Raw genomic sequence first — 17,636 nt, forward strand, 5'->3', positions numbered from 1 at the left:
AGCGTTATAACGACAACAACTGCGAGTTAGTTGGGTGGTTACGGAGCGGACGTGGCGGGTGCCGAGGGGATAGCGCTCGGCGATGCTCCGTTGGTGGGAGCGCCGCTCTGCCGGTTCCGGCCCTGACCACCCTGGCCATTGAAGTTCTGGAACTGGCCGCGGCCCGGACGGGTCTGGCCCGCGTCCATTGCCTTAGTGACGCCGACGCCGGCAAAGAACCCGACGGCAACCAGCAACACTGCAAGGAGGATCTGCGTCAGGCGACCCATCTGGAAGCGCTTCTTGGGCACGAACGGCTCCGGGGTCTGGGGTTGGCCCCAACCCTGCGCGGTTGGCACCTCCGTGGCTTGCAGAACCGCCGTTGGCTGTCCGGCGTAGGGCTGCTGGGCGTAGGGCTGGTGGGGTTCCGGCTGGTTCATCGGACCGGGCTCCGGCGGTGAATAGGACATTTGTGGATCTCCTGTTTGGGTGTTTCTTCGTTTACTTGCTGGGGAGTAGAACTATGGGTGGGCTATTCGTAGCGCAGAGCGTCGATCGGACGTAGTTTCGCCGCCTTGTTGGCCGGGTAGATGCCGAAGACCAGGCCGATCGCCGCCGAAACCAGGAATGACAGCCACACGGTCCACCACTGGACTTCGGGCTGGGTTCCCAACAAGGGGAAGGCGCTGCCGATGTATCCCGCGGCGATGCCCAACACCCCGCCGATCAGCGAAATAATGAGCGATTCGATCAGGAACTGGCTCACGATGCTGCCCCGCGATGCTCCGATCGCCTTGCGGATGCCGATTTCGCGGGTACGCTCGGTCACCGTGACGAGCATGATGTTCATGACGCCGATTCCGCCCACCAGGAGCGAAATACCGGCCACTGCGCCCAAGAGGATCGTCAGTGTTGCCGTCGTCGTGGTGGCCGTGGTGAGGATCTGTGCTTGGTTCCGAACCTGGTAGTCACGGTTGGCGGAGGTGACGTTGTGCCTGGCATCGAGGATCATTTGGACCTCGTTCTGTGCCTGGTTCATCACGTCCGCTGACTTGGCCTGGACGGTGATGGACGCGAGGGAAGGCGAGTACCCGGTGAACTTGTCCTGTGCGGCGCTGTAGGGGATCACAACAATGTCATCCGGATCGTTGAGGCCCGAGGAGCCCTTCTGGGCCAGGACGCCGGAAACCACGAAGTTCTGGCCGTTGAGGGCAATTGTCTGTCCCACTGCCGAGGTCACTGAGCTGCCGACAAGATCCTGCGCCACGGTATTGCCGATCACGGCAACCGCGGTGCCGCTGGTAGCGTCGCCGTCGCTGAAGTATGAGCCCGCCGCCAAGGTGTCGTTCGAGATGGCAAAGTACGACGGCGTGGTCCCCACGAATGTTGCGACCGCGTGGGTTGCGTCCTGGTAAGTACCCGTGACGTTCTGGGCAGTGACTACCGGCGCCGTCGCGGCGACATCGGGGGCCATAACGGGGTCAGTCAGTGCGGCCATGTCCTGGAGTGTCAGGTTGGTGCCGCGGGACCGTGGTCCGGTGACAGTTTGCCCGCCACCTGCAGCGCGTCCACCCGCCGTCGTCTGGCGGCTGACGGTGAGCACGTTGGTTCCGAGTTTCCCGATTTGGGCCTTGATGGCGTTGGAGGTTCCGGCACCCACGGCCAGGAGGATGATGACGGATGCGATGCCGATCAGGATGCCCAGCGTAGTGAGTATTGAGCGCATCTTGTTCGCCATGACCCCGGTCAGGGCAAAGCGTACGGATTCGGCGATCATCATGCTGGTACCGCCGTCGCAACCGGATGCGCGTGAACGCCCCGGATCCTGTGGTCCTCAATGATGTGTCCGTCCTGGAACCGCACTACGCGGTTGGCCCGCTCTGCGACGTCCGCTTCGTGGGTGATCATCACGATGGTGCGTCCGTTGGCGTGCAGCGACTCGAAGAGGTCCAGGATTTCGTGGGAGGACTTGGAATCCAGGGCTCCGGTTGGTTCGTCAGCCAGGAGCAGCACCGGGTTGGTTACCAGAGCACGGGCGATGGCAACTCGCTGCTGCTGGCCACCGGAAAGCTGTGAAGGCTTGTGGTCGGCCCGTTCGGCCAAACCCACTGAATCGAGGACTTCCAAGGCCCGCTCACGCCGTTCCTTGCGGTGCACTTTCGCGTATGCAAGGGGCATGGAGACGTTGTCCACTGCCCGGGTGCGTGGAATCAGGTTGAAGTTCTGGAAGACGAAGCCGATTTTCCGGTTGCGGATCTGCGCGAGTTGGAATTCGTCCAAGGTCCCGGTATCGATGCCGTCCAGATGGTAGGTGCCCTCGGTGGCGCCGTCGAGGCAACCGATGATGTTCATCATGGTGGACTTTCCGGAGCCCGAGGCACCGATGATGGCCACGAAGTCGCCGCGAGCAATGGAGATACTGACGGAATCCAGTGCCCGTACCTCGGCCTCGCCTTTGCCGTAGATCTTGCTCACGGACTCCAGTTGGATGACAGCGTCGTTCACGGCTGCTTACCCACCATTTCCGCGGGTGCCGCCGGTGCCGCCTGTAACTCCGGCGCCTCCGGTTCCGCCTGTGCCACCAAATCCACCCGTCCCGCCGAGGCCTCCCGTGCCGGTCCGTCCGGTGGTGCCGGTGGTGTCCAAAGTGGAGGAGATGGCCGGGAGTTCGATCTGATCGCCCGCGCTGAGTCCAGTGAGCACTTGGGTGCGGCCATTGTCCGTGATCCCGGTGGTGACGGTCACCGGAGTGGCGGTCCCGTTCTTCATAACGTTGACGGTCTGCTTAGTTCCGGTGGTGGTGATGGCCAGCGAAGGCACCGTCAAGGCGTTCTTGGCAGTTGCCGTCGTCACGGAGATGGTTGCGCTCTGGCCGAGACGGAGAGCAGCCGGGGGGTTATTGATGGAGATAGTCACCGGGTAGCTGACCACGTTGTTAGTGGTGGTGGCATTCTGGGCGATCGCCGTGATGGTACCGGTGACGGGGGCTGCGGAGGGGTCTGTCTTGAGTGCCGGGAAGCTGAAGGTGGCTGAGTCGCCGGTCTTCATGGCGGCGATGTCCGATTCGGCGAAGTTGGCGATGACCTGCAGGTGCGCGGTGTCGCTGATCGTGATCAGTCCGGAGGACGAGGTGCTGGCGGCGCTCGTGGAGGCGCTGCCTGAAGATCCGGAACCTGAGGAGCCGGAGGCGGAAGACCCGGAGCCGGATGAGCCGGAGCTGCTGCCGGCGTTGCCTCCAACGACGGCGTTCACGGCGGTGACCGTGCCTGAAACCGGGGCGGCGAGGGAGCATGACGCCAGGTTCTTGGTTGCAGTGTCAACGGCAATCTGGGCGGACGTGGTGTTGGATGTGGCGCCGCCGCTTTGCGCGGAGCTGAGGGCCGTCGCAGCCGAAGCGAGCTGCTCTTTGTCCTTGAGGGCCGAGCTGGCCTGCTGGTTGACTGCCTGGGTCAGCGCCTGGTTGTCCTTTGCCAGCTGGGCCTGGGCCGCGTTGAGGGCAGTCTGGGCCTGTTGGCTGGCGGGCTGGGCGCTGGCAGCGGTCTGCGCAGACGCGACGGTGGCATTGTCATTGTTCACGGCAGTTTGCGCCGCGGCTACGGCACTTGCCTGCTGGCTGGCGTCTAGGTTCGCCGTCTGCTGGGCGTTGGCTAGATTCTGGTTCGCCGAAGCTACCTGGTTGCTGGCGGAAGCCTGCTGTTGGTTCGCCTGGGCCGCTGCCGAATCCAATTGGGCCTGGGCAACAGCGAGGGCGTTCTGGGCGTTCGTTGGATCAATGGTGACCAGAACCTGCCCTGCCGTGACTTGTTGGCCCGTCACTGCGGAGACCGTGGCGATCGGACCAGTGCAGTTCTGCGCGTTGATGACGGTGGTGCTTGCCGGGGAGACGTTGCCGCTCGCGGTGGACACGGCGGTAAGGTCCGCCGCGCTGACCGCGACGGTGCGGGCGGTGGTGTCGGAGGCGGTTTGCGGCAGGCCGTTCAGCACGAGGAAGGCACCCGCGGCAATGCCGACGACGGCCACCCCGATGCCGCTGTTGATGAGTTGAGGCTTTGAGAGCATGCCCGAAGACTATGGTCGCTCTCTTGGAGCAGGCCGAGTGCTAGCTGATGGTTTACCCTATGTGACGCCCTGATTTGTGTTGACTGGGTGTTGTCTAGGGGTTATCTATACGCGTTGCCCTGCATGTCGCTTGCGACTTGCGACGCTCAACTTCCAAGAAACAGCGCGGTGCGCATCAGTATTCTCTTGGATGCATATGTTCTGGAATCCCAGCCAAAGCAGGAGTACGACGCCGGACGCCAGGCACGCGCCACCCACCACATCCGTGGCCCAATGGGCTGCCAGATACGTCCGGCTTACCATCATCGCCAGCATACTTCCGATAGCAAGAAGCCAAGCCCAGGCGCGTCCGATAAGGAGGGCGACGACCAGCACAAATGCTGCGGTAGCAGATACATGCCCTGAGGGGTATGAATAAGTATCCGTGGCCACATTCGCGTTGGCGGGACGCGGCCTCTCGATGATCCACTTGAGCAGATGCGTCAGCAGCATCACGGTCAGTCCGGCCACAGCAGAGAACGCCACCGAACGGAGGGTGTGCAGGGTCACCGCAAAACCGTTCCATGCATCGTCCAGGGCTTGGAAAGGCGGGGTCCTGTTTCCTGCCAGCAGCACGCCAAGAATCACCGCGATCGCGAGCAAAGTGGCCGCGATGACCGTTGTGCGGCCCGGGGCAAGCCTGCGGGGAAGAAGGATCCTTGCCATCCCCACATCCTAGCCAGCGCGCCGATATTCTGGTGGGATGCGAAGAATCCTGCGACGGGGTCAGGGTCGGGTGATACAACTCGACAGGGCAGTGGTGCGTGCTGTTTCGCGCTGGCCGGAAGGCAAGCACGACGACGTTCTGAGGAACCTCTCCGGGGCCGCGACCAAGGGCAAACTCTGGTTTGCCGCAGCCGGTGTCCTGGCGGCCTTCCCCGGAAAGCCCCGTAACGCAGCGATCCACGGACTCCTTGCTCTGGGGCTCGCGTCGGCCGTCACCAACCTTGGTTTCAAGGCGCTGCTGCCGCGGACCAGGCCTTTGCCTGAACACCTTCCGGTCTTCCGCTTTGTCAATCCCCAGCCCGCCAGTTCGTCCATGCCCTCCGGGCATTCGGCGTCGGCCGTCGCTTTCACCCTCGGTGTTGCATTGGTATATCCCCCGCTTGGGGCCGCGCTTGCCCCCATAGCGGCCGGTGTGGCGTATTCCCGCATCCACACAGGTGCCCACTGGCCCTCCGACGTGGTGCTCGGCTCAGCGATCGGCGCCGGGGCAGCTCTTTTGACGCGAAAATGGTGGCCGTCCCGGCTCCCGGCTCCGGCCACGGACCGTTCACCGGCCGACGCGCCTGCAGTCGGCGAAGGCGAAGGATTGAGTATTGCCGTTAACGCCCTCGGTGGTTCCTACTCGCCAGACACCGAGACGGAACTCCGGGAAATATTTCCCAAGGCGTATATTCGTTTGATTACCGAAGGCCACGACATAGTTGAGGAAATCCAGGCCGCAGCAGGGAGGCCTGGGACGCAGTCCTTGGGCGTGTGGGGCGGAGACGGAACCGTCGGCGCTGCCGCGGCGGCCGCCGTCGAGCATTCCCTGCCTTTGTTGGTGCTGCCGGGCGGCACTCTCAACCATTTCGCCCGTGACGTGGATGCCCGCTCTCTCGAAGGGGCGCTCAAAGCCGCCAAAACGGGAGCCGCAGCATGGACGGACCTGGGTCATGTGAGCGCGGGACGTGGCATTGACGGTGAGGATGAGATCTCTGAGCTCATGATGCTGAATACGGCCAGCATTGGCCTGTATCCCAACTTGGTGCGGCGACGCGAACGGCTGGAACCCGCACTGGGGAAACCCCTCGCGGGACTCGTCGCAGGCCTGCGCACCTTCGGCGCGGCAACCCCCACCACGCTGCTGATCAACGGGGTGCGCCACAAGCTGTGGATCCTCTATGTGGGCCGCGGCCGCTACTATCCGCGGGATTTGGCCCCTTTGACACGGCCCGTACTCGACGACGGTGTGCTGGATATCCGCATGGTCACAGCCGACGAGCCTTTTGCGCGGCTACGGCTCCTGTGGGCGGTCCTCACGGGAACCGTTGGTACATCCAAGGTGACCCACCTCATCGAGGCCGGGGAGATCAGCATCGAGGCGTTCGGAGAACCTCTGGTGCTAGCGGTCGACGGCGAGCCGTTGCCTGGCGTGCGCACCGCAAAGTTCACGGTGAAACGCCGGGCGCTGCGGGTGTATTCGCCGCTTTCCTAGTGTCGAAAAGACCTGCCCGCGGCCGGCATCATCCATAGGGACTACCCTGACCAGCCCCTGAATCATCCCTGAGACCGGCGAATTCCGACATGCAGGTGGTTAGCGTTGTACCGACAGTCGACACTAAGCTGCAGTAAGCGGAGGGAACGCTTCCATGATTGAAGCAAAAGGCTTGAGGAAGGTCTACGGCACAAAGACGGCCGTGGACGGAATCAGCTTCACCGTAAGGCCCGGGAAAGTCACGGGCTTCCTTGGACCGAACGGCGCCGGCAAGTCCACCACCATGCGCATGATCATGGGGCTCGACCGTCCGACGTCGGGCGACGTGACCGTCAACGGTCGACACTACTCGGAGCACAAGGCGCCGTTGCACCAAGTAGGCGCGTTGCTCGATGCCAAGGCCGTACACACGAGCCGCAGCGCATACAACCACCTGCGCGCCATGGCTGCGACACACGGGATTCCGAACTCGCGCGTTGAGGAAGTCATCGATATGACGGGCCTCACCGCAGTTGCCAAGAAAAAGGCCGGCGGGTTCTCCCTCGGCATGGGCCAACGGCTAGGCATTGCCAACGCGCTCCTGGGCGATCCTCAGACGCTCATCCTCGACGAACCGGTGAACGGACTTGATCCCGAGGGCGTCCAGTGGGTCAGGAACCTCGCACGCTACCTTGCGAGCCAGGGCAAAACGATCTTCATTTCCAGCCACCTCATGTCCGAGATGGCCCAGACCGCCGATAACCTGATTGTGATCGGGCGCGGCAAGATCATCGCCGACACTACGGTGGATGCGCTCATTGAGAGCCAGTCCCGCAAGCGCACCTTGGTTCGCACCTCGGAGACTACGCGCTTGTCCGAGTTGCTGGCCCGCGACGGCGTCCGGGTCGAGCAGAACGAGCGCGAGACCTTGGAAGTGTACGGGGTTGAGCCGCTTCGAATCGCCGAGCTTGCGCTTGACAACCGGGTGCTGGTCTACGAGCTCACCCCGCTCACGTCCTCGCTGGAAGAAGCCTACTTCAAGCTGACCAAGGACGAGGTGGAATACCACTCGCACATGACCGGTGGACCGGCAGGGCCAGGCGCGCCGCTGGGCGTAAACCCCGCCGGCGTTGGCGCCGGCACCGCTGCAACCATGGAAGGGATCCAGTCATGAGCACCACAACCATCAGCAAGAAACATGCGATCCCGTCAGCCGGGACCGGTGGCGTCAATTTCCTCCGGGTTCTGAACTCCGAATCCATCAAGTTCCGGACCCTCATGAGCACCAAGCTTCTGTTGGTCTTGACTTTCGTCGCTATTGTCGGCGTCGGCGTGCTGTCCGCCCTCGTCCGTTGGAACTACATCAACCAGATGGTCGAGGTTGGCCGGCAGGGCCATAAGGAATCGGCGCAGCAAGCCGTTGAGTCCTTCCCGCCAGGCGCGGGATTCAACCTCTACAACCTGCCGAACGCCGGACTGAACATCGGCATCCTCATCATGGGATCGCTGGCCGTGCTCTTCATTGCCTCTGAGTTCGCCACGGGCATGATCCGCTCAACCATCAACGCGGCGCCGGGCCGGCTCTCCACCTTCGGGGCCAAGGCCGTGGTCTTGATTGTCGTCTCCTACATACTTTCGATCGTGGCAGGCGTCGTAACCTTCCTGTTGGCGTCACCTATGTTCGCCAACTTCGGCCTTGACCTCGGCTGGAGCACTGACGGCGTCCTTTACAGCGTCTTCACCGGCGGCCTGTACGTCTCCGGGGTTGCGGTCATCGGGCTCTCGCTCGGGACATTGCTGAAGAACCCCGCCGGTGGCATTACCGTGCTTGTGGGCATCATGTTCGTCCTCCCGTTCGCCGGCCAGTTCCTGGCCTTCGCGCCGGGCGATTTTTGGAAGTACGTCCCGCAGTACCTGCCCAGTGAGGCTGGAGGCCGGTTCTTGTCGATCGGCCATGTGGACGGCACCCTGGATCCGGGGGCCGGCGGGCTCGTGTTCCTTGGTTACGTCATTTTGTTCATGGTTCCCGCCCTCATTGCGCTCAAGAAGCGCGACGTGTGATTCGTAACCGTCTGATCCTCGACCAAGGAACAGCCACTCCGGGCAGGGCCACTAGGCTCAAGCCATGAGTGAAGAGTTGCCAGCACAGGACGCATCGGCCCGCGTGGCCGATGCGTCCTTTGCTGAAATCACCCTGCGTCGGCGGGGCAGGGTCCGCCGCTACCTCTTTGAGCACCCACGGCTCATGGACTCGGTGGTGGTGCTTTGCTATTCGCTGCTGGCACTGCCCTCGTTCATCGCCTCGATCACGGACGGCAAGTGGTTCGCCGCTTTGCTGCTCGTTGCCATTGCCGCCATCTTGTTCCTGCGCCGCCGGAATCCGCTCAGCGTCACCGCGGCCGCGGCGGTCCTCGAAGTGGCGGTGACGGTGCTGAATCCCTGGGGTTCGAACGTCTCCGCGGGACTGTGGTTTGCGCTCTACGCGGTGGCCGTGGCGAGAACCCGGAGATTCTCTTTGACGGTGTTCGGGGCGGCTAGCCTGCCGTTGACGCTGGTGTATCTGTTCATGTGGACCAGCCCGGTCACACCGTCCAACGGAGAGGCGATTCCGGAGGACTTCCATCTCATCAGCAACATCACCGCTGCGGTCAGCATCTTGTTGTCCAATCTGATTGCCACCGGCATCGGTATTTCGGTGCGGCAGCGGCGTGAGCATGAGAGCGAAATCAGGGCCTGGGCGGCGCGCACGGCGCGGTTGGGTTCGGTCACCGAACGCAACCGGATCGCCCGGGAGATGCACGACGTCGTGGCCCACTCCCTGACGGTCATGATCAGCCTCTCGGACGGCGCCGCCGTCGTGGTCAAGAGGGACCCGGAGCGTGCAGGTGAGGTGCTCGGCGAACTCTCGCGCACCGGCCGGACGGCGTTGGCTGATATGCGCCGTGTCCTTGGCGTGCTGCGGGAAGATTCGGGCGGTCCGGCGCCACTGGCGCCCCTGGTCACGGGCCACAACTTGAGCAACCTGCTCGACGGATTCCGGACGGCGGGGCTGCCCCTGCACTACTCCCATACCGGACCGGCCCTGCCCGAAGACCCGGCCCTCCAGCTCACCGCTTACCGGATCGTGCAGGAATCGCTCACCAATGTGCTCAGGTATGGACGCTCCTTGGCCCAAGTGGATGTTCGGATCGTCCGGGACGGTGACATGGTCACCATAGACGTGCTCGACGACGGCCGGGGCTCCCGGGATCCGGAAACCGAAGAGGCGGCGTTGGGAACGGGCCAGGGCATCGCGGGGATGCGTGAACGGGCGGGAATTTATGCTGGCTCCGTGGATGCCGGACCCGGTATGCACGGCGGATGGCGGGTCCATGCGGAGCTGAATTGGAATGGCGATAAGGGGAAAACATGACTGACAGTGCTCCCACCAGGGTCCTTCTGGTGGACGACCAGCCCCTGCTGCGCATGGGATTTCGGCTCATCCTGGAAGGCGAAGAAGACCTCGAGGTGGTGGGCGAAGCCTCGGACGGCGCCGAAGCTGTGCGGAAGGTCGAGGAACTGGAACCGGACGTGGTGCTCATGGACGTCCGGATGCCTGCCATGGATGGAATCGAAGCCACACGGCGGATCACGGCCTCGGCGTCCAGCGCCAGGATCATCATCCTTACCACCTTTGACCTCGATGAATATGCGTTCTCGGGACTGCAGGCGGGGGCGTCCGCCTTCCTACTCAAGGATGTTGCGCCTGCCGAACTGGTCCAGGGTGTCCGGCTCGTAGCCAGTGGCGACGCTGTGGTGGCGCCGAGGGTCACCCAGCGGCTCCTGGAGACATACGTCCGAGGAGGGCGCGTGCCCGGCCAGGCCACAGCCCAGCCGCGCGACCCGCTGCTCGAAGAACTGACGCCGCGCGAAACCGAGATGCTGGAGGCTATCGCCGGAGGGCTGTCCAACGCGGAAATCGCCCACAAGTTCTTCCTGGCCGAGGCCACGGTCAAGACCCATGTCCGGCGGATCCTCACCAAGCTGCACCTTCGCGACCGCGTCCAAGTGGTTGTCTACGCCTACGAAACAGGGCTCGTGATCCCGAGCAATCCGGACTACTAGGACTCGTGACGCGGATACTGCCTCGCGACGCGCAAACGGATCAGCGACGCCCGTATCCGGGCGTCGCCAGGAAATTTCCGTGTCGCGGGTCCGAGGCAGCGTCGTCCGTGGCGAGGCTAAACTCGGAGCCATGCCTTCGAACTCCGCTGCAGAACACATCCAGGACCTTGGCGCATATGTGAGCGCATCGCCGTCGAGCTTCCACGCCGTCCACGAGGCCGCGCGCCGACTCGATGCGGCCGGGTTCACGGCCCTTGATGAACTTCAGCCATGGGAGGGCGGGGCCGGCAGTTTCTACGTCATCCGGGATGGTGCCCTCATCGCCTGGGTGGCGCCGGACGGCGCAACTCCCACTACGGCGTTCAATATCCTCGGCGCCCACACGGATTCTCCATCCTTCAAGCTCAAGCCCAAGCCGACAACAGGCAAGTTCGGCTGGCTCCAAGCTGGCGTCGAAGTCTACGGTGGGCCCCTCTTGAACTCGTGGCTGGACCGCGAACTCAGGCTGGCGGGGCGGCTCGTGATGCTTGACGGCACCCAGCACCTCACGGCAACCGGGCGGCTCCTGCGCTTTCCGCAGTTGGCCATCCACCTGGACCGGGCCGTCAACGATGGACTCACGCTCGACAAGCAGCAACACATGAATCCTATATGGGGACTCGGCGATCCCGGATCCGCGGACGTCTTGGCAATCCTGGCGGACTCCGTGGCCGGACCTTCGGTGGATCCCGCCGAGATCGGCGGCTATGACATCGTCGTCGCGGACGCCCAGGCACCGGAGGTCTTCGGAGCCGAGGGAGAGCTCTTCGCTTCGGGACGCCTCGACAACCTCTCGTCCACCCATGCCGGACTCGCCGCACTCATCGCGCATGCAGCCGCGGGTGTTCCGTCGGACGGCCCCATAGCGGTCCTGGCGGCCTTCGACCACGAAGAAATCGGCTCCGCCTCCCGCTCCGGCGCCTGCGGACCCATCCTCGAAGACATCCTGACCCGGATCTCCGACCGGCTCGGCGCCACGGTGAGTGAACGGCGGCAGGCGTTGTCGGCGTCGTTCTGTGTTTCCGCGGATGCCGGCCACGCCGTCCACCCCAACTATCCCGACCGCCACGATCCCGCCAACCGGCCCATCCTCAACGGGGGACCGCTCCTCAAGATCAACGCCAACCAGCGCTACGCCACGGACGCCATCGGGGCGGCATTCTGGGCCCGGCTCTGCGGCGAGGCGGGCGTGCCCTACCAGGAGTTCGTCTCCAACAACGACGTCCCATGCGGCTCCACTATCGGCCCACTGACGGCGACCCGCCTGGGGATCCGAACGGTCGACGTCGGCGTGCCCCTTTTGTCGATGCACTCGGCACGCGAGCTGTGCGGCGTTGAAGATCCGCGTCACCTGGCCACGGTGGCGGAGTTGTTCTTCCGCACCGCGATCTAGCCCCTCAGGGGTCCGGGCTCAGGACGCGAGGCTCACCACGAGGTTAATGGTGGTGGCCAGGATCCCGACGCCGAAAACATAGGCGAGCAGGCTGTGCCGCAAAGCTGCGGATCGCATCGCCCTCGTGGTGATCGCGGTGTCGGAGACTTGGTAGGTCATCCCGAGGCTGAACGCCATGTAGGCGAAATCTGTATACTGCGGCGGTTCTTTTTGGTTGAATTCGATGCCCCGGGGCGGATCGGACGTGTAGTAAACCTCCGCGTAGCGCAAGGTGAAGAGGGTGTGCACAAGAAGCCATGACGACACCGCACCGACCAGGGCCAGCAGGGCGAGCATGAATTTGTCGAGGCCATGCGCGTCCTTGGCGCCGAGCATTACCAGCACGAAGGCTGCGAGGGAGCCGACGGCGGCACACAGGATGAGGAGGTCCGCCGTGGACCGCCGTGGATCTTCTTCCGTGGCATGGCTTGCCGTTTGGGCGGCTTTCATGGGTGTGATGACTGTCCACACGAAGACGTTGTAGACAACCGCAGCTACGGCCCAGCCCGCCGCGGGCGCGTAGATCCATTGGCCCCATATTCCGGTTGCTACTGCGGCGGCGATGCCGGTAACGACCATCAGCAAGAATCGCAATCGGGAACGCTTGGCGCGGGTCGAATTCGGACCGTGGTTCTTTACGGCGGCATTCATAGTCAGATCATGCCACGCGTGCCGGTAGGAAGGCCTTCAATTTCCCGCCCGCGGCGCAAACATGATCACCGCGACCCCCAGGAGGCAGATCATGGCTCCGATGATGTCCCAACGGTCCGGTCGGAAGCCGTCAAGGAGCATCCCCCAGGCCAGGGATCCGGCGATGAATACGCCGCCGTAAGCCGCAAGGACGCGCCCGAAATGCGCATCCGGTTGGAACGACGCGACGAAACCGTAGATGCCCAGGGCCACGATCCCAAGACCCGCCCACCACCAAGGCTTGGCCTCCTTGACGGATTGCCACACGAGCCAGGCTCCGCCGATCTCGGCAATGGCCGCAAGGACAAAGAGAGAGGTGGATTTGAGGATGGTCATGGGATCAGTCTGCCTGAGCCTGGCGCAGTACGGGCTGTAAGGCGAGTTATCCACAGGCTTCGATCGTATGACTGGTTGTGGATGCGCCGGGCCAATTACGCTCCTCGAGTACGTCGTACTCCGAGAGAAAATTTGGGGAAATGTCTCAGGTACCTTCTACTTCCACGTCCGGCATGCCCGAAACATCGGGCATGCCGGAACCGCCCAACCAGGCGCCGCTGCAGGTGCCTCGGTGGCTTGATTCGGTCCAACTCAAGGGTTTGTGGGTCGGGGCTGTCGTAGCTGTCGGGTCGTATTTGGCAGGCTTCCTGGTGGCCATGGCCATGGTCATGATTTCCGTCATCGGTGCTTCGACATCCAACGGCGGTCACTTGGTGCCCACCGGCACGCCAGGATTTTCCGGTGTGGAAACCGGCAATGTATGGTCAGTGCTCGGTCAGCTCACGGCACAGCTACTCGCTATGGCGCATCTCGGGAAATTGTCGACCTTACTTGAAGGCGCGGTGCCCTTCCTAGGCACGATTCAGGGCGGCGCTTCAGTGTACGCCGTTCCTCTGGGCCTGCTTGCGATCAGCAGTCTCAGTGTTTACACCGGCAGTCGCGTCGCTGAACACAGAGTCCCATCTGGATCCAGGGCGCAACTCGTTGCCCAGTCCCTGGTGACCGGCGCGGTCTATTCCGCAGCAGTAAACGTCGTGGCGGCTGCAGCTGCCATCAGCTTTCCCGCAAGCAATGGCTTCAGCACATCGCCGGTCACTGCGGCCGGCTTCTGGCCCACCGTTTTCTCGATGCTCTTAGGGTTTGCCGTGTCGGCGGCGGCCAGGAGCCGGACGGCAGCCGCAGAGGTTCCGCCGGTGGTCCCTGCGCCCTTGTCAAGAGCCCTCAATCTGCCCCTCATCGCGGCGTCCAGCCACTTGCTGCTGTTTACCTGCATAGCCGCTCCGGTGGTCTGGGTTTTCGCCGGAGTAAGCAACGGGTGGGCCGGATTGCTCACAGTCCCGCTATGGATCGGGAATGCGACTGGTCTGCTCTTCGTCATGGCCCACCTCGGCGGATTGCGTGTGCTGGCTGACGCCAGCTACATCGGAGGCGCGGCTTCGGGGAACACGGACCGGATCTTCTACGGGTTCGACGGCGGTGTGGGTGGGGGTGCCGATCTCGCCTTGACGTTGGGTGCCTTCCTGCTTGCCCTCATCTGCACCCTGCTAACGGGTCTGCTTGTCTTGCTCCGCAGGGGATATGCGGACAGTGCAAAGATCGGCACCTGGGTACCCGTTCCGGCGGCGTATTTGACATTAGGGCTCGTACTTCTGCCGTTGCTGAACCTGTCGGCAACCTTCAAGCTGGGCACCTTGGTTCGGGCTGATTACGGTCTTGGGCTGGTCTGGTGGGCCCCCGTTGTCTTCCTGCTCTGGGGTTTTCTGGTTGAAGCCACAGCCCGTTACCTGGCGCCTTACCTGTTGCCATTTGTCCCGGTCCGGCTCCAGAACCTGGTCCGGACCGGCGTACCTCCGATTCCGGCGTCGGTGGTAGCGGACTCTTTGGAGCGACAGCCAACAGCGGACCAGCAAACTACCGATCTTCCGGTCGGCGATGTCTCGCCAGCAAACGCGGCTCGTGGTTCCGCGTACAACGGTCCACCGCTCGCGAAGCGGCTCTCGCCGGCCGGGCGAAGAAAGGCACTGCTCATCGCGGTGTCCTCAGGCGTGGTTGCTGTCCTGGCGATCGGCAGCCTTGGGGCTGTCACAGTGATCAAGGCAGGCAACGGTCCAGACAAGGTGGTTCGAGACTATATCCAAGCCCTTGTGGACGGTGACGCAGAAAGGGCGGTGCGCATCTCTGACCCCGGTGTGCCCAACGAGCAGCGTGTTCTCTTGAGTAACACTGTCTACGGCGCGGCCACTAAGAGGATAGATGGATACGCCATCCTTTCAAGCCAGGTGACAGGCAAGCAAGCCACCGTCTGGGTTGAGGTCAGGCAGGACGGGCGCCGTTCGGAAATCCCATTCGTGCTTGACATGGAGCATCCGGACATTCTGGATGACCACTGGAAGTTGCAGTCGAGGGGTTTCAACACCGTCCGTCTTTCAGCCGACGCTGCCGTCAGTGCGTTCTCCGTCAATGGCGTCGGCACTGTGGCCGCCCCACGGGGCGGATATGGTTCGGCGATCGAGCTACCGGCATTTCCCGGGGAATACACGATCGGCCTTCCGGCGAAGGAAAAGTACCTTGCAGCCAAGGAGAAGCGGATCCTCGTAGGGATGGTCACCAGCGTCCGGACCACAGAAGACACCAGCTTGGAGGTGACCGGCAGCAACGAACTTGCTGCGGAAGTCGACCGCCAGGTGGGAGCCGCATTATCCAAGTGCGCTGCATCAAAGGAACTGAGCCCCGAAGGTTGCCCGTTCTACACGTTCGGGTTCGGCGAAACGCGAAACGTGAAATGGGCCGTTCCGGTGAGCCCTAAGATCTCCGTCCGCCCTTCTTACAACGGCACGTGGCGGATCAGCACCGCGACCGCCGGCACGGCTGAGGTAAGTTACGAGCGGAACACATCGTTCAACCCGAGTACCCCTGACTGGAAGCAGGAGAATGACTCCGTTGCCGTGCGGGTTTACGGCACCGCGACGGTGAACTCGGACTCGGTCTCGGTTGAACTCTCGAAGTACTAGGGTGGCGCATGCAGGTGGCGGCTGACCTGGTTATCCACATACGTGATGTCGACCATTCCACCCTCCGACACGCCGAATAGGCTTGGACATGTGAAATGGACTAAGATATTGAAGTCTGTGCTGCGCCCTGCTTCCGCTTCTGGGAGCGGTGGTCAGCGCTGTTCATCGCAAATGAACCTCCTGTTACGGAAATGCCGTAACCGCTTAGCCCAAAGGAGGTGGGTTCACATATGCGTCCTTACGAATTGATGGTAATCATCGACCCCGAGGTCGAAGAGCGTACCGTAGAGCCGTCGCTTCAGAAGTTCCTCAATGTCATCACCACCGATGGTGGAACCATCGAAAAGGTTGACATCTGGGGCCGCCGTCGCCTCGCTTACGACATCAAGAAGAAGTCCGAAGGTATCTACGCCGTGGTGAACTTCACCGCCAAGCCGGAAACCGCCAAGGAACTTGACCGCCAGCTGAGTCTCAACGAGACCATCATGCGCACCAAGATCACCCGCCCCGAAGAGCAGAAGGTCGTTGCTGAGTAATTTCAGCTCCCGGCTTTCATTCTTTACCCCGCAGGAACGAACAAGGAGGCAGTAGATGGCAGGCGAAACCACTATTACGGTCATCGGTAATCTCACCAATGACCCCGAACTGCGGTTCACACCGTCAGGTTCGGCGGTAGCGAACTTCACCATCGCTTCTACTCCCCGGACCTTCGATCGCCAGTCCAATGAGTGGAAGGACGGGGAAACCCTGTTCCTCCGCGCATCGGTATGGCGCGAAGCGGCTGAGAACGTCGCCGAATCCCTCACCAAGGGCATGCGCGTGATCGTTTCCGGCCGCCTGAAGAGCCGTTCCTACGAAACCAAGGAAGGCGAGAAGCGCACCGTTATCGAGCTCGAAGTCGATGAAATCGGCCCGAGCCTGCGTTACGCCAACGCCAAGGTCAACCGCACCCAGCGCTCAGGCGGTCAGGGTGGACAGGGCGGCTTCGGCGGCGGCAACAACAGCGGTGGCTTCGGAGGTGGCGGCGCTGGTGCAAACCAGGGCGGCAACTCCGGCGGAACGTGGGGCGGCGGCCAATCCGCACCGCAGGAAGACCCCTGGGCTACCCCGGGTGTCAGCAATGCGGGTGGATGGGGCAACGGCCCGGATTCCGAACCTCCCTTCTAAACCAAACATTAAAGTTCGACGCCGGAACCCGCCGGAACTGCCGCAAGGCACCTGGTTGGCAACCGCCGTCGAACACCACCATCCCGTGGATCCATTCCACGGGCTCCATAGAAAAGGAGCTCCACGATGGCTAAGGCTGAACTCCGTAAGCCCAAACCAAAGTCCAACCCCTTGAAGGCTGCTGACATCACTGTCATCGACTACAAGGACGTAGCATTGCTGCGCAAGTTCATCTCCGACCGCGGAAAGATCCGCGCTCGTCGCGTCACTGGCGTCACGGTGCAGGAACAGCGCAAAATCGCCCAGGCAATCAAGAACGCCCGCGAAGTTGCTCTGCTGCCTTACTCCGGCGCTGGCCGCGGCTAAGGAAGGGATTAACTAACATGGCAAAGCTCATTCTGACCCACGAAGTAACCGGTCTCGGTGCTGCTGGCGACGTTGTCGAGGTCAAGGATGGTTACGCACGTAACTTCCTGCTGCCCCGCGGCTTCGCTCTGACCTGGACCAAGGGTGGCGAGAAGCAGGTTGAGTCCATCAAGGCTGCCCGCGCCGCTCGTGCCCACGCTTCGGTTGAAGCTGCACAGGCCCAGGCTTCTGCGCTTTCTTCCAAGAAGGTCAAGCTCGTAGTGAAGGCCGGCGAGTCCGGTCGTCTCTTCGGCACGGTCAAGCCGGCCGACGTCGCTGCTGCAGTTGAGGCCGCTGGCCTTGGCTCCATCGACAAGCGCAACGTTGAATTGCCGAACCACATCAAGTCTGTTGGTTCGTACCAGGCCAACGTCCGCCTGCACGAGGACGTTTCTGCTGTCATCGACCTCGAGGTCGTTGCAAGCAAGTAATGCAGTAAGCTCTGACGAGTTCGAAGGACCCCCGTCTCCGGTTTCCGGAGGCGGGGGTCCTTTGTTTGTGGCGTTCCGGGGAGCGCGAGCTGGCAGTAGATGCC

Annotated in this window: 18 protein-coding genes; 11 read left to right on the plus strand and 7 right to left on the minus strand. The window is 62.8% G+C overall.

Features of this window, described 5'->3' with window-relative positions; translation table 11 throughout:
• Window positions 1–38 precede the first annotated feature (38 nt).
• The 5 genes from ABD884_RS23400 to ABD884_RS23420 form a co-directional block, all read right to left on the minus strand.
• The gene (locus tag ABD884_RS23400) at window positions 39–449 is read right to left on the minus strand and encodes a hypothetical protein (RefSeq protein ID WP_345052809.1); all 411 of its coding nucleotides are present in this window, start codon (window positions 447–449) and stop codon (window positions 39–41) included.
• Window positions 450–511: 62 nt separating this feature from the next.
• A complete protein-coding gene (locus ABD884_RS23405) occupies window positions 512–1,759 on the minus strand; it encodes an ABC transporter permease (RefSeq protein ID WP_345052816.1) in 1,248 nt (415 codons plus the stop codon).
• Entirely contained in the window at window positions 1,756–2,484 is a 729-nt protein-coding gene (locus ABD884_RS23410) for an ABC transporter ATP-binding protein (RefSeq protein WP_345052821.1), read from the minus strand. The genes ABD884_RS23405 and ABD884_RS23410 overlap by 4 nt, the downstream gene beginning before the upstream one ends.
• A 6-nt stretch (window positions 2,485–2,490) precedes the next feature.
• Complete coding sequence (locus ABD884_RS23415) at window positions 2,491–4,038, minus strand: efflux RND transporter periplasmic adaptor subunit (RefSeq protein WP_345052824.1); 1,548 nt, start codon at window positions 4,036–4,038, stop codon at window positions 2,491–2,493.
• Between the two features lie 105 nt (window positions 4,039–4,143).
• Window positions 4,144–4,743, minus strand: coding sequence for a phosphatase PAP2 family protein (locus ABD884_RS23420; RefSeq protein ID WP_345052829.1), 600 nt, complete (start codon window positions 4,741–4,743; stop codon window positions 4,144–4,146).
• A gap of 37 nt (window positions 4,744–4,780) precedes the next feature.
• On the opposite strand from ABD884_RS23420, the gene ABD884_RS23425 reads away from it, so the two are divergent.
• The 6 genes from ABD884_RS23425 (at window position 4,781) to ABD884_RS23450 (ending at window position 11,792) form a co-directional block, all read left to right on the plus strand.
• On the plus strand, window positions 4,781–6,277 hold the full coding sequence (locus ABD884_RS23425; RefSeq protein ID WP_345052834.1) for a bifunctional phosphatase PAP2/diacylglycerol kinase family protein: 1,497 nt from the start codon (window positions 4,781–4,783) through the stop codon (window positions 6,275–6,277).
• 154 nt (window positions 6,278–6,431) lie between these two features.
• Window positions 6,432–7,430, plus strand: coding sequence for an ABC transporter ATP-binding protein (locus ABD884_RS23430; protein WP_345052840.1), 999 nt, complete (start codon window positions 6,432–6,434; stop codon window positions 7,428–7,430).
• The gene (locus ABD884_RS23435) at window positions 7,427–8,317 is read left to right on the plus strand and encodes an ABC transporter permease (protein ID WP_345052844.1); all 891 of its coding nucleotides are present in this window, start codon (window positions 7,427–7,429) and stop codon (window positions 8,315–8,317) included. Before ABD884_RS23430 ends, ABD884_RS23435 begins: the two co-directional genes overlap by 4 nt.
• A gap of 64 nt (window positions 8,318–8,381) precedes the next feature.
• Window positions 8,382–9,668, plus strand: a complete 1,287-nt coding sequence (locus ABD884_RS23440; protein WP_345052847.1) for a sensor histidine kinase — start codon at window positions 8,382–8,384, stop codon at window positions 9,666–9,668.
• Window positions 9,665–10,360 carry a response regulator gene (locus ABD884_RS23445; protein WP_345052852.1) on the plus strand — a complete coding sequence of 232 codons (696 nt, stop codon included), beginning with the start codon at window positions 9,665–9,667 and terminating at the stop codon, window positions 10,358–10,360. Before ABD884_RS23440 ends, ABD884_RS23445 begins: the two co-directional genes overlap by 4 nt.
• Before the next feature lie 130 nt (window positions 10,361–10,490).
• Window positions 10,491–11,792 carry a M18 family aminopeptidase gene (locus ABD884_RS23450; protein ID WP_345052859.1) on the plus strand — a complete coding sequence of 434 codons (1,302 nt, stop codon included), beginning with the start codon at window positions 10,491–10,493 and terminating at the stop codon, window positions 11,790–11,792.
• A gap of 18 nt (window positions 11,793–11,810) precedes the next feature.
• Here ABD884_RS23450 and ABD884_RS23455 read toward each other — a convergent pair whose 3' ends face one another.
• Both ABD884_RS23455 and ABD884_RS23460 read right to left on the minus strand, forming a co-directional pair.
• On the minus strand, window positions 11,811–12,482 hold the full coding sequence (locus tag ABD884_RS23455) for a DUF1345 domain-containing protein (RefSeq protein WP_345052866.1): 672 nt from the start codon (window positions 12,480–12,482) through the stop codon (window positions 11,811–11,813).
• A 36-nt stretch (window positions 12,483–12,518) separates the two neighbouring features.
• Window positions 12,519–12,857, minus strand: coding sequence for a YnfA family protein (locus tag ABD884_RS23460; protein ID WP_028267878.1), 339 nt, complete (start codon window positions 12,855–12,857; stop codon window positions 12,519–12,521).
• 173 nt (window positions 12,858–13,030) lie between these two features.
• Here ABD884_RS23460 and ABD884_RS23465 point away from each other — a divergent pair, with 173 nt between their 5' ends.
• The 5 genes from ABD884_RS23465 to rplI all read left to right on the plus strand — a co-directional run bounded on the left by ABD884_RS23465 (window position 13,031) and on the right by rplI (window position 17,532).
• Window positions 13,031–15,529, plus strand: a complete 2,499-nt coding sequence (locus ABD884_RS23465; protein WP_345052874.1) for a hypothetical protein — start codon at window positions 13,031–13,033, stop codon at window positions 15,527–15,529.
• Window positions 15,530–15,759: 230 nt separating this feature from the next.
• Window positions 15,760–16,065: a 30S ribosomal protein S6 gene (gene rpsF / locus ABD884_RS23470; protein WP_028267876.1), complete on the plus strand. Its 306-nt coding sequence runs from the start codon at window positions 15,760–15,762 to the stop codon at window positions 16,063–16,065.
• Window positions 16,066–16,120: 55 nt separating this feature from the next.
• Complete coding sequence (locus tag ABD884_RS23475; RefSeq protein ID WP_078107100.1) at window positions 16,121–16,696, plus strand: single-stranded DNA-binding protein; 576 nt, start codon at window positions 16,121–16,123, stop codon at window positions 16,694–16,696.
• A 126-nt stretch (window positions 16,697–16,822) separates the two neighbouring features.
• The gene (rpsR, locus tag ABD884_RS23480) at window positions 16,823–17,062 is read left to right on the plus strand and encodes a 30S ribosomal protein S18 (protein WP_003800144.1); all 240 of its coding nucleotides are present in this window, start codon (window positions 16,823–16,825) and stop codon (window positions 17,060–17,062) included.
• A gap of 17 nt (window positions 17,063–17,079) precedes the next feature.
• On the plus strand, window positions 17,080–17,532 hold the full coding sequence (gene rplI / locus ABD884_RS23485; protein ID WP_028267874.1) for a 50S ribosomal protein L9: 453 nt from the start codon (window positions 17,080–17,082) through the stop codon (window positions 17,530–17,532).
• Window positions 17,533–17,636: the final 104 nt, after the last annotated feature.

The sequence above is a fragment of the Arthrobacter methylotrophus genome, assembly GCF_039539965.1.
GTDB lineage: Bacteria > Actinomycetota > Actinomycetes > Actinomycetales > Micrococcaceae > Arthrobacter > Arthrobacter methylotrophus.

Coding starts and splice junctions, on each gene's coding strand:
- ABD884_RS23400 (WP_345052809.1), bottom strand. CDS start 449: ATGTCCTATTCACCGCCGGAGCCCGGTCCGATGAACCAGCCGGAACCC.
- ABD884_RS23405 (WP_345052816.1), bottom strand. CDS start 1,759: ATGATGATCGCCGAATCCGTACGCTTTGCCCTGACCGGGGTCATGGCG.
- ABD884_RS23415 (WP_345052824.1), bottom strand. CDS start 4,038: ATGCTCTCAAAGCCTCAACTCATCAACAGCGGCATCGGGGTGGCCGTC.
- ABD884_RS23420 (WP_345052829.1), bottom strand. CDS start 4,743: ATGGCAAGGATCCTTCTTCCCCGCAGGCTTGCCCCGGGCCGCACAACG.
- ABD884_RS23425 (WP_345052834.1), top strand. CDS start 4,781: ATGCGAAGAATCCTGCGACGGGGTCAGGGTCGGGTGATACAACTCGAC.
- ABD884_RS23430 (WP_345052840.1), top strand. CDS start 6,432: ATGATTGAAGCAAAAGGCTTGAGGAAGGTCTACGGCACAAAGACGGCC.
- ABD884_RS23435 (WP_345052844.1), top strand. CDS start 7,427: ATGAGCACCACAACCATCAGCAAGAAACATGCGATCCCGTCAGCCGGG.
- ABD884_RS23440 (WP_345052847.1), top strand. CDS start 8,382: ATGAGTGAAGAGTTGCCAGCACAGGACGCATCGGCCCGCGTGGCCGAT.
- ABD884_RS23445 (WP_345052852.1), top strand. CDS start 9,665: ATGACTGACAGTGCTCCCACCAGGGTCCTTCTGGTGGACGACCAGCCC.
- ABD884_RS23450 (WP_345052859.1), top strand. CDS start 10,491: ATGCCTTCGAACTCCGCTGCAGAACACATCCAGGACCTTGGCGCATAT.
- ABD884_RS23455 (WP_345052866.1), bottom strand. CDS start 12,482: ATGAATGCCGCCGTAAAGAACCACGGTCCGAATTCGACCCGCGCCAAG.
- ABD884_RS23460 (WP_028267878.1), bottom strand. CDS start 12,857: ATGACCATCCTCAAATCCACCTCTCTCTTTGTCCTTGCGGCCATTGCC.
- ABD884_RS23465 (WP_345052874.1), top strand. CDS start 13,031: ATGCCCGAAACATCGGGCATGCCGGAACCGCCCAACCAGGCGCCGCTG.
- rpsF (WP_028267876.1), top strand. CDS start 15,760: ATGCGTCCTTACGAATTGATGGTAATCATCGACCCCGAGGTCGAAGAG.
- ABD884_RS23475 (WP_078107100.1), top strand. CDS start 16,121: ATGGCAGGCGAAACCACTATTACGGTCATCGGTAATCTCACCAATGAC.
- rpsR (WP_003800144.1), top strand. CDS start 16,823: ATGGCTAAGGCTGAACTCCGTAAGCCCAAACCAAAGTCCAACCCCTTG.
- rplI (WP_028267874.1), top strand. CDS start 17,080: ATGGCAAAGCTCATTCTGACCCACGAAGTAACCGGTCTCGGTGCTGCT.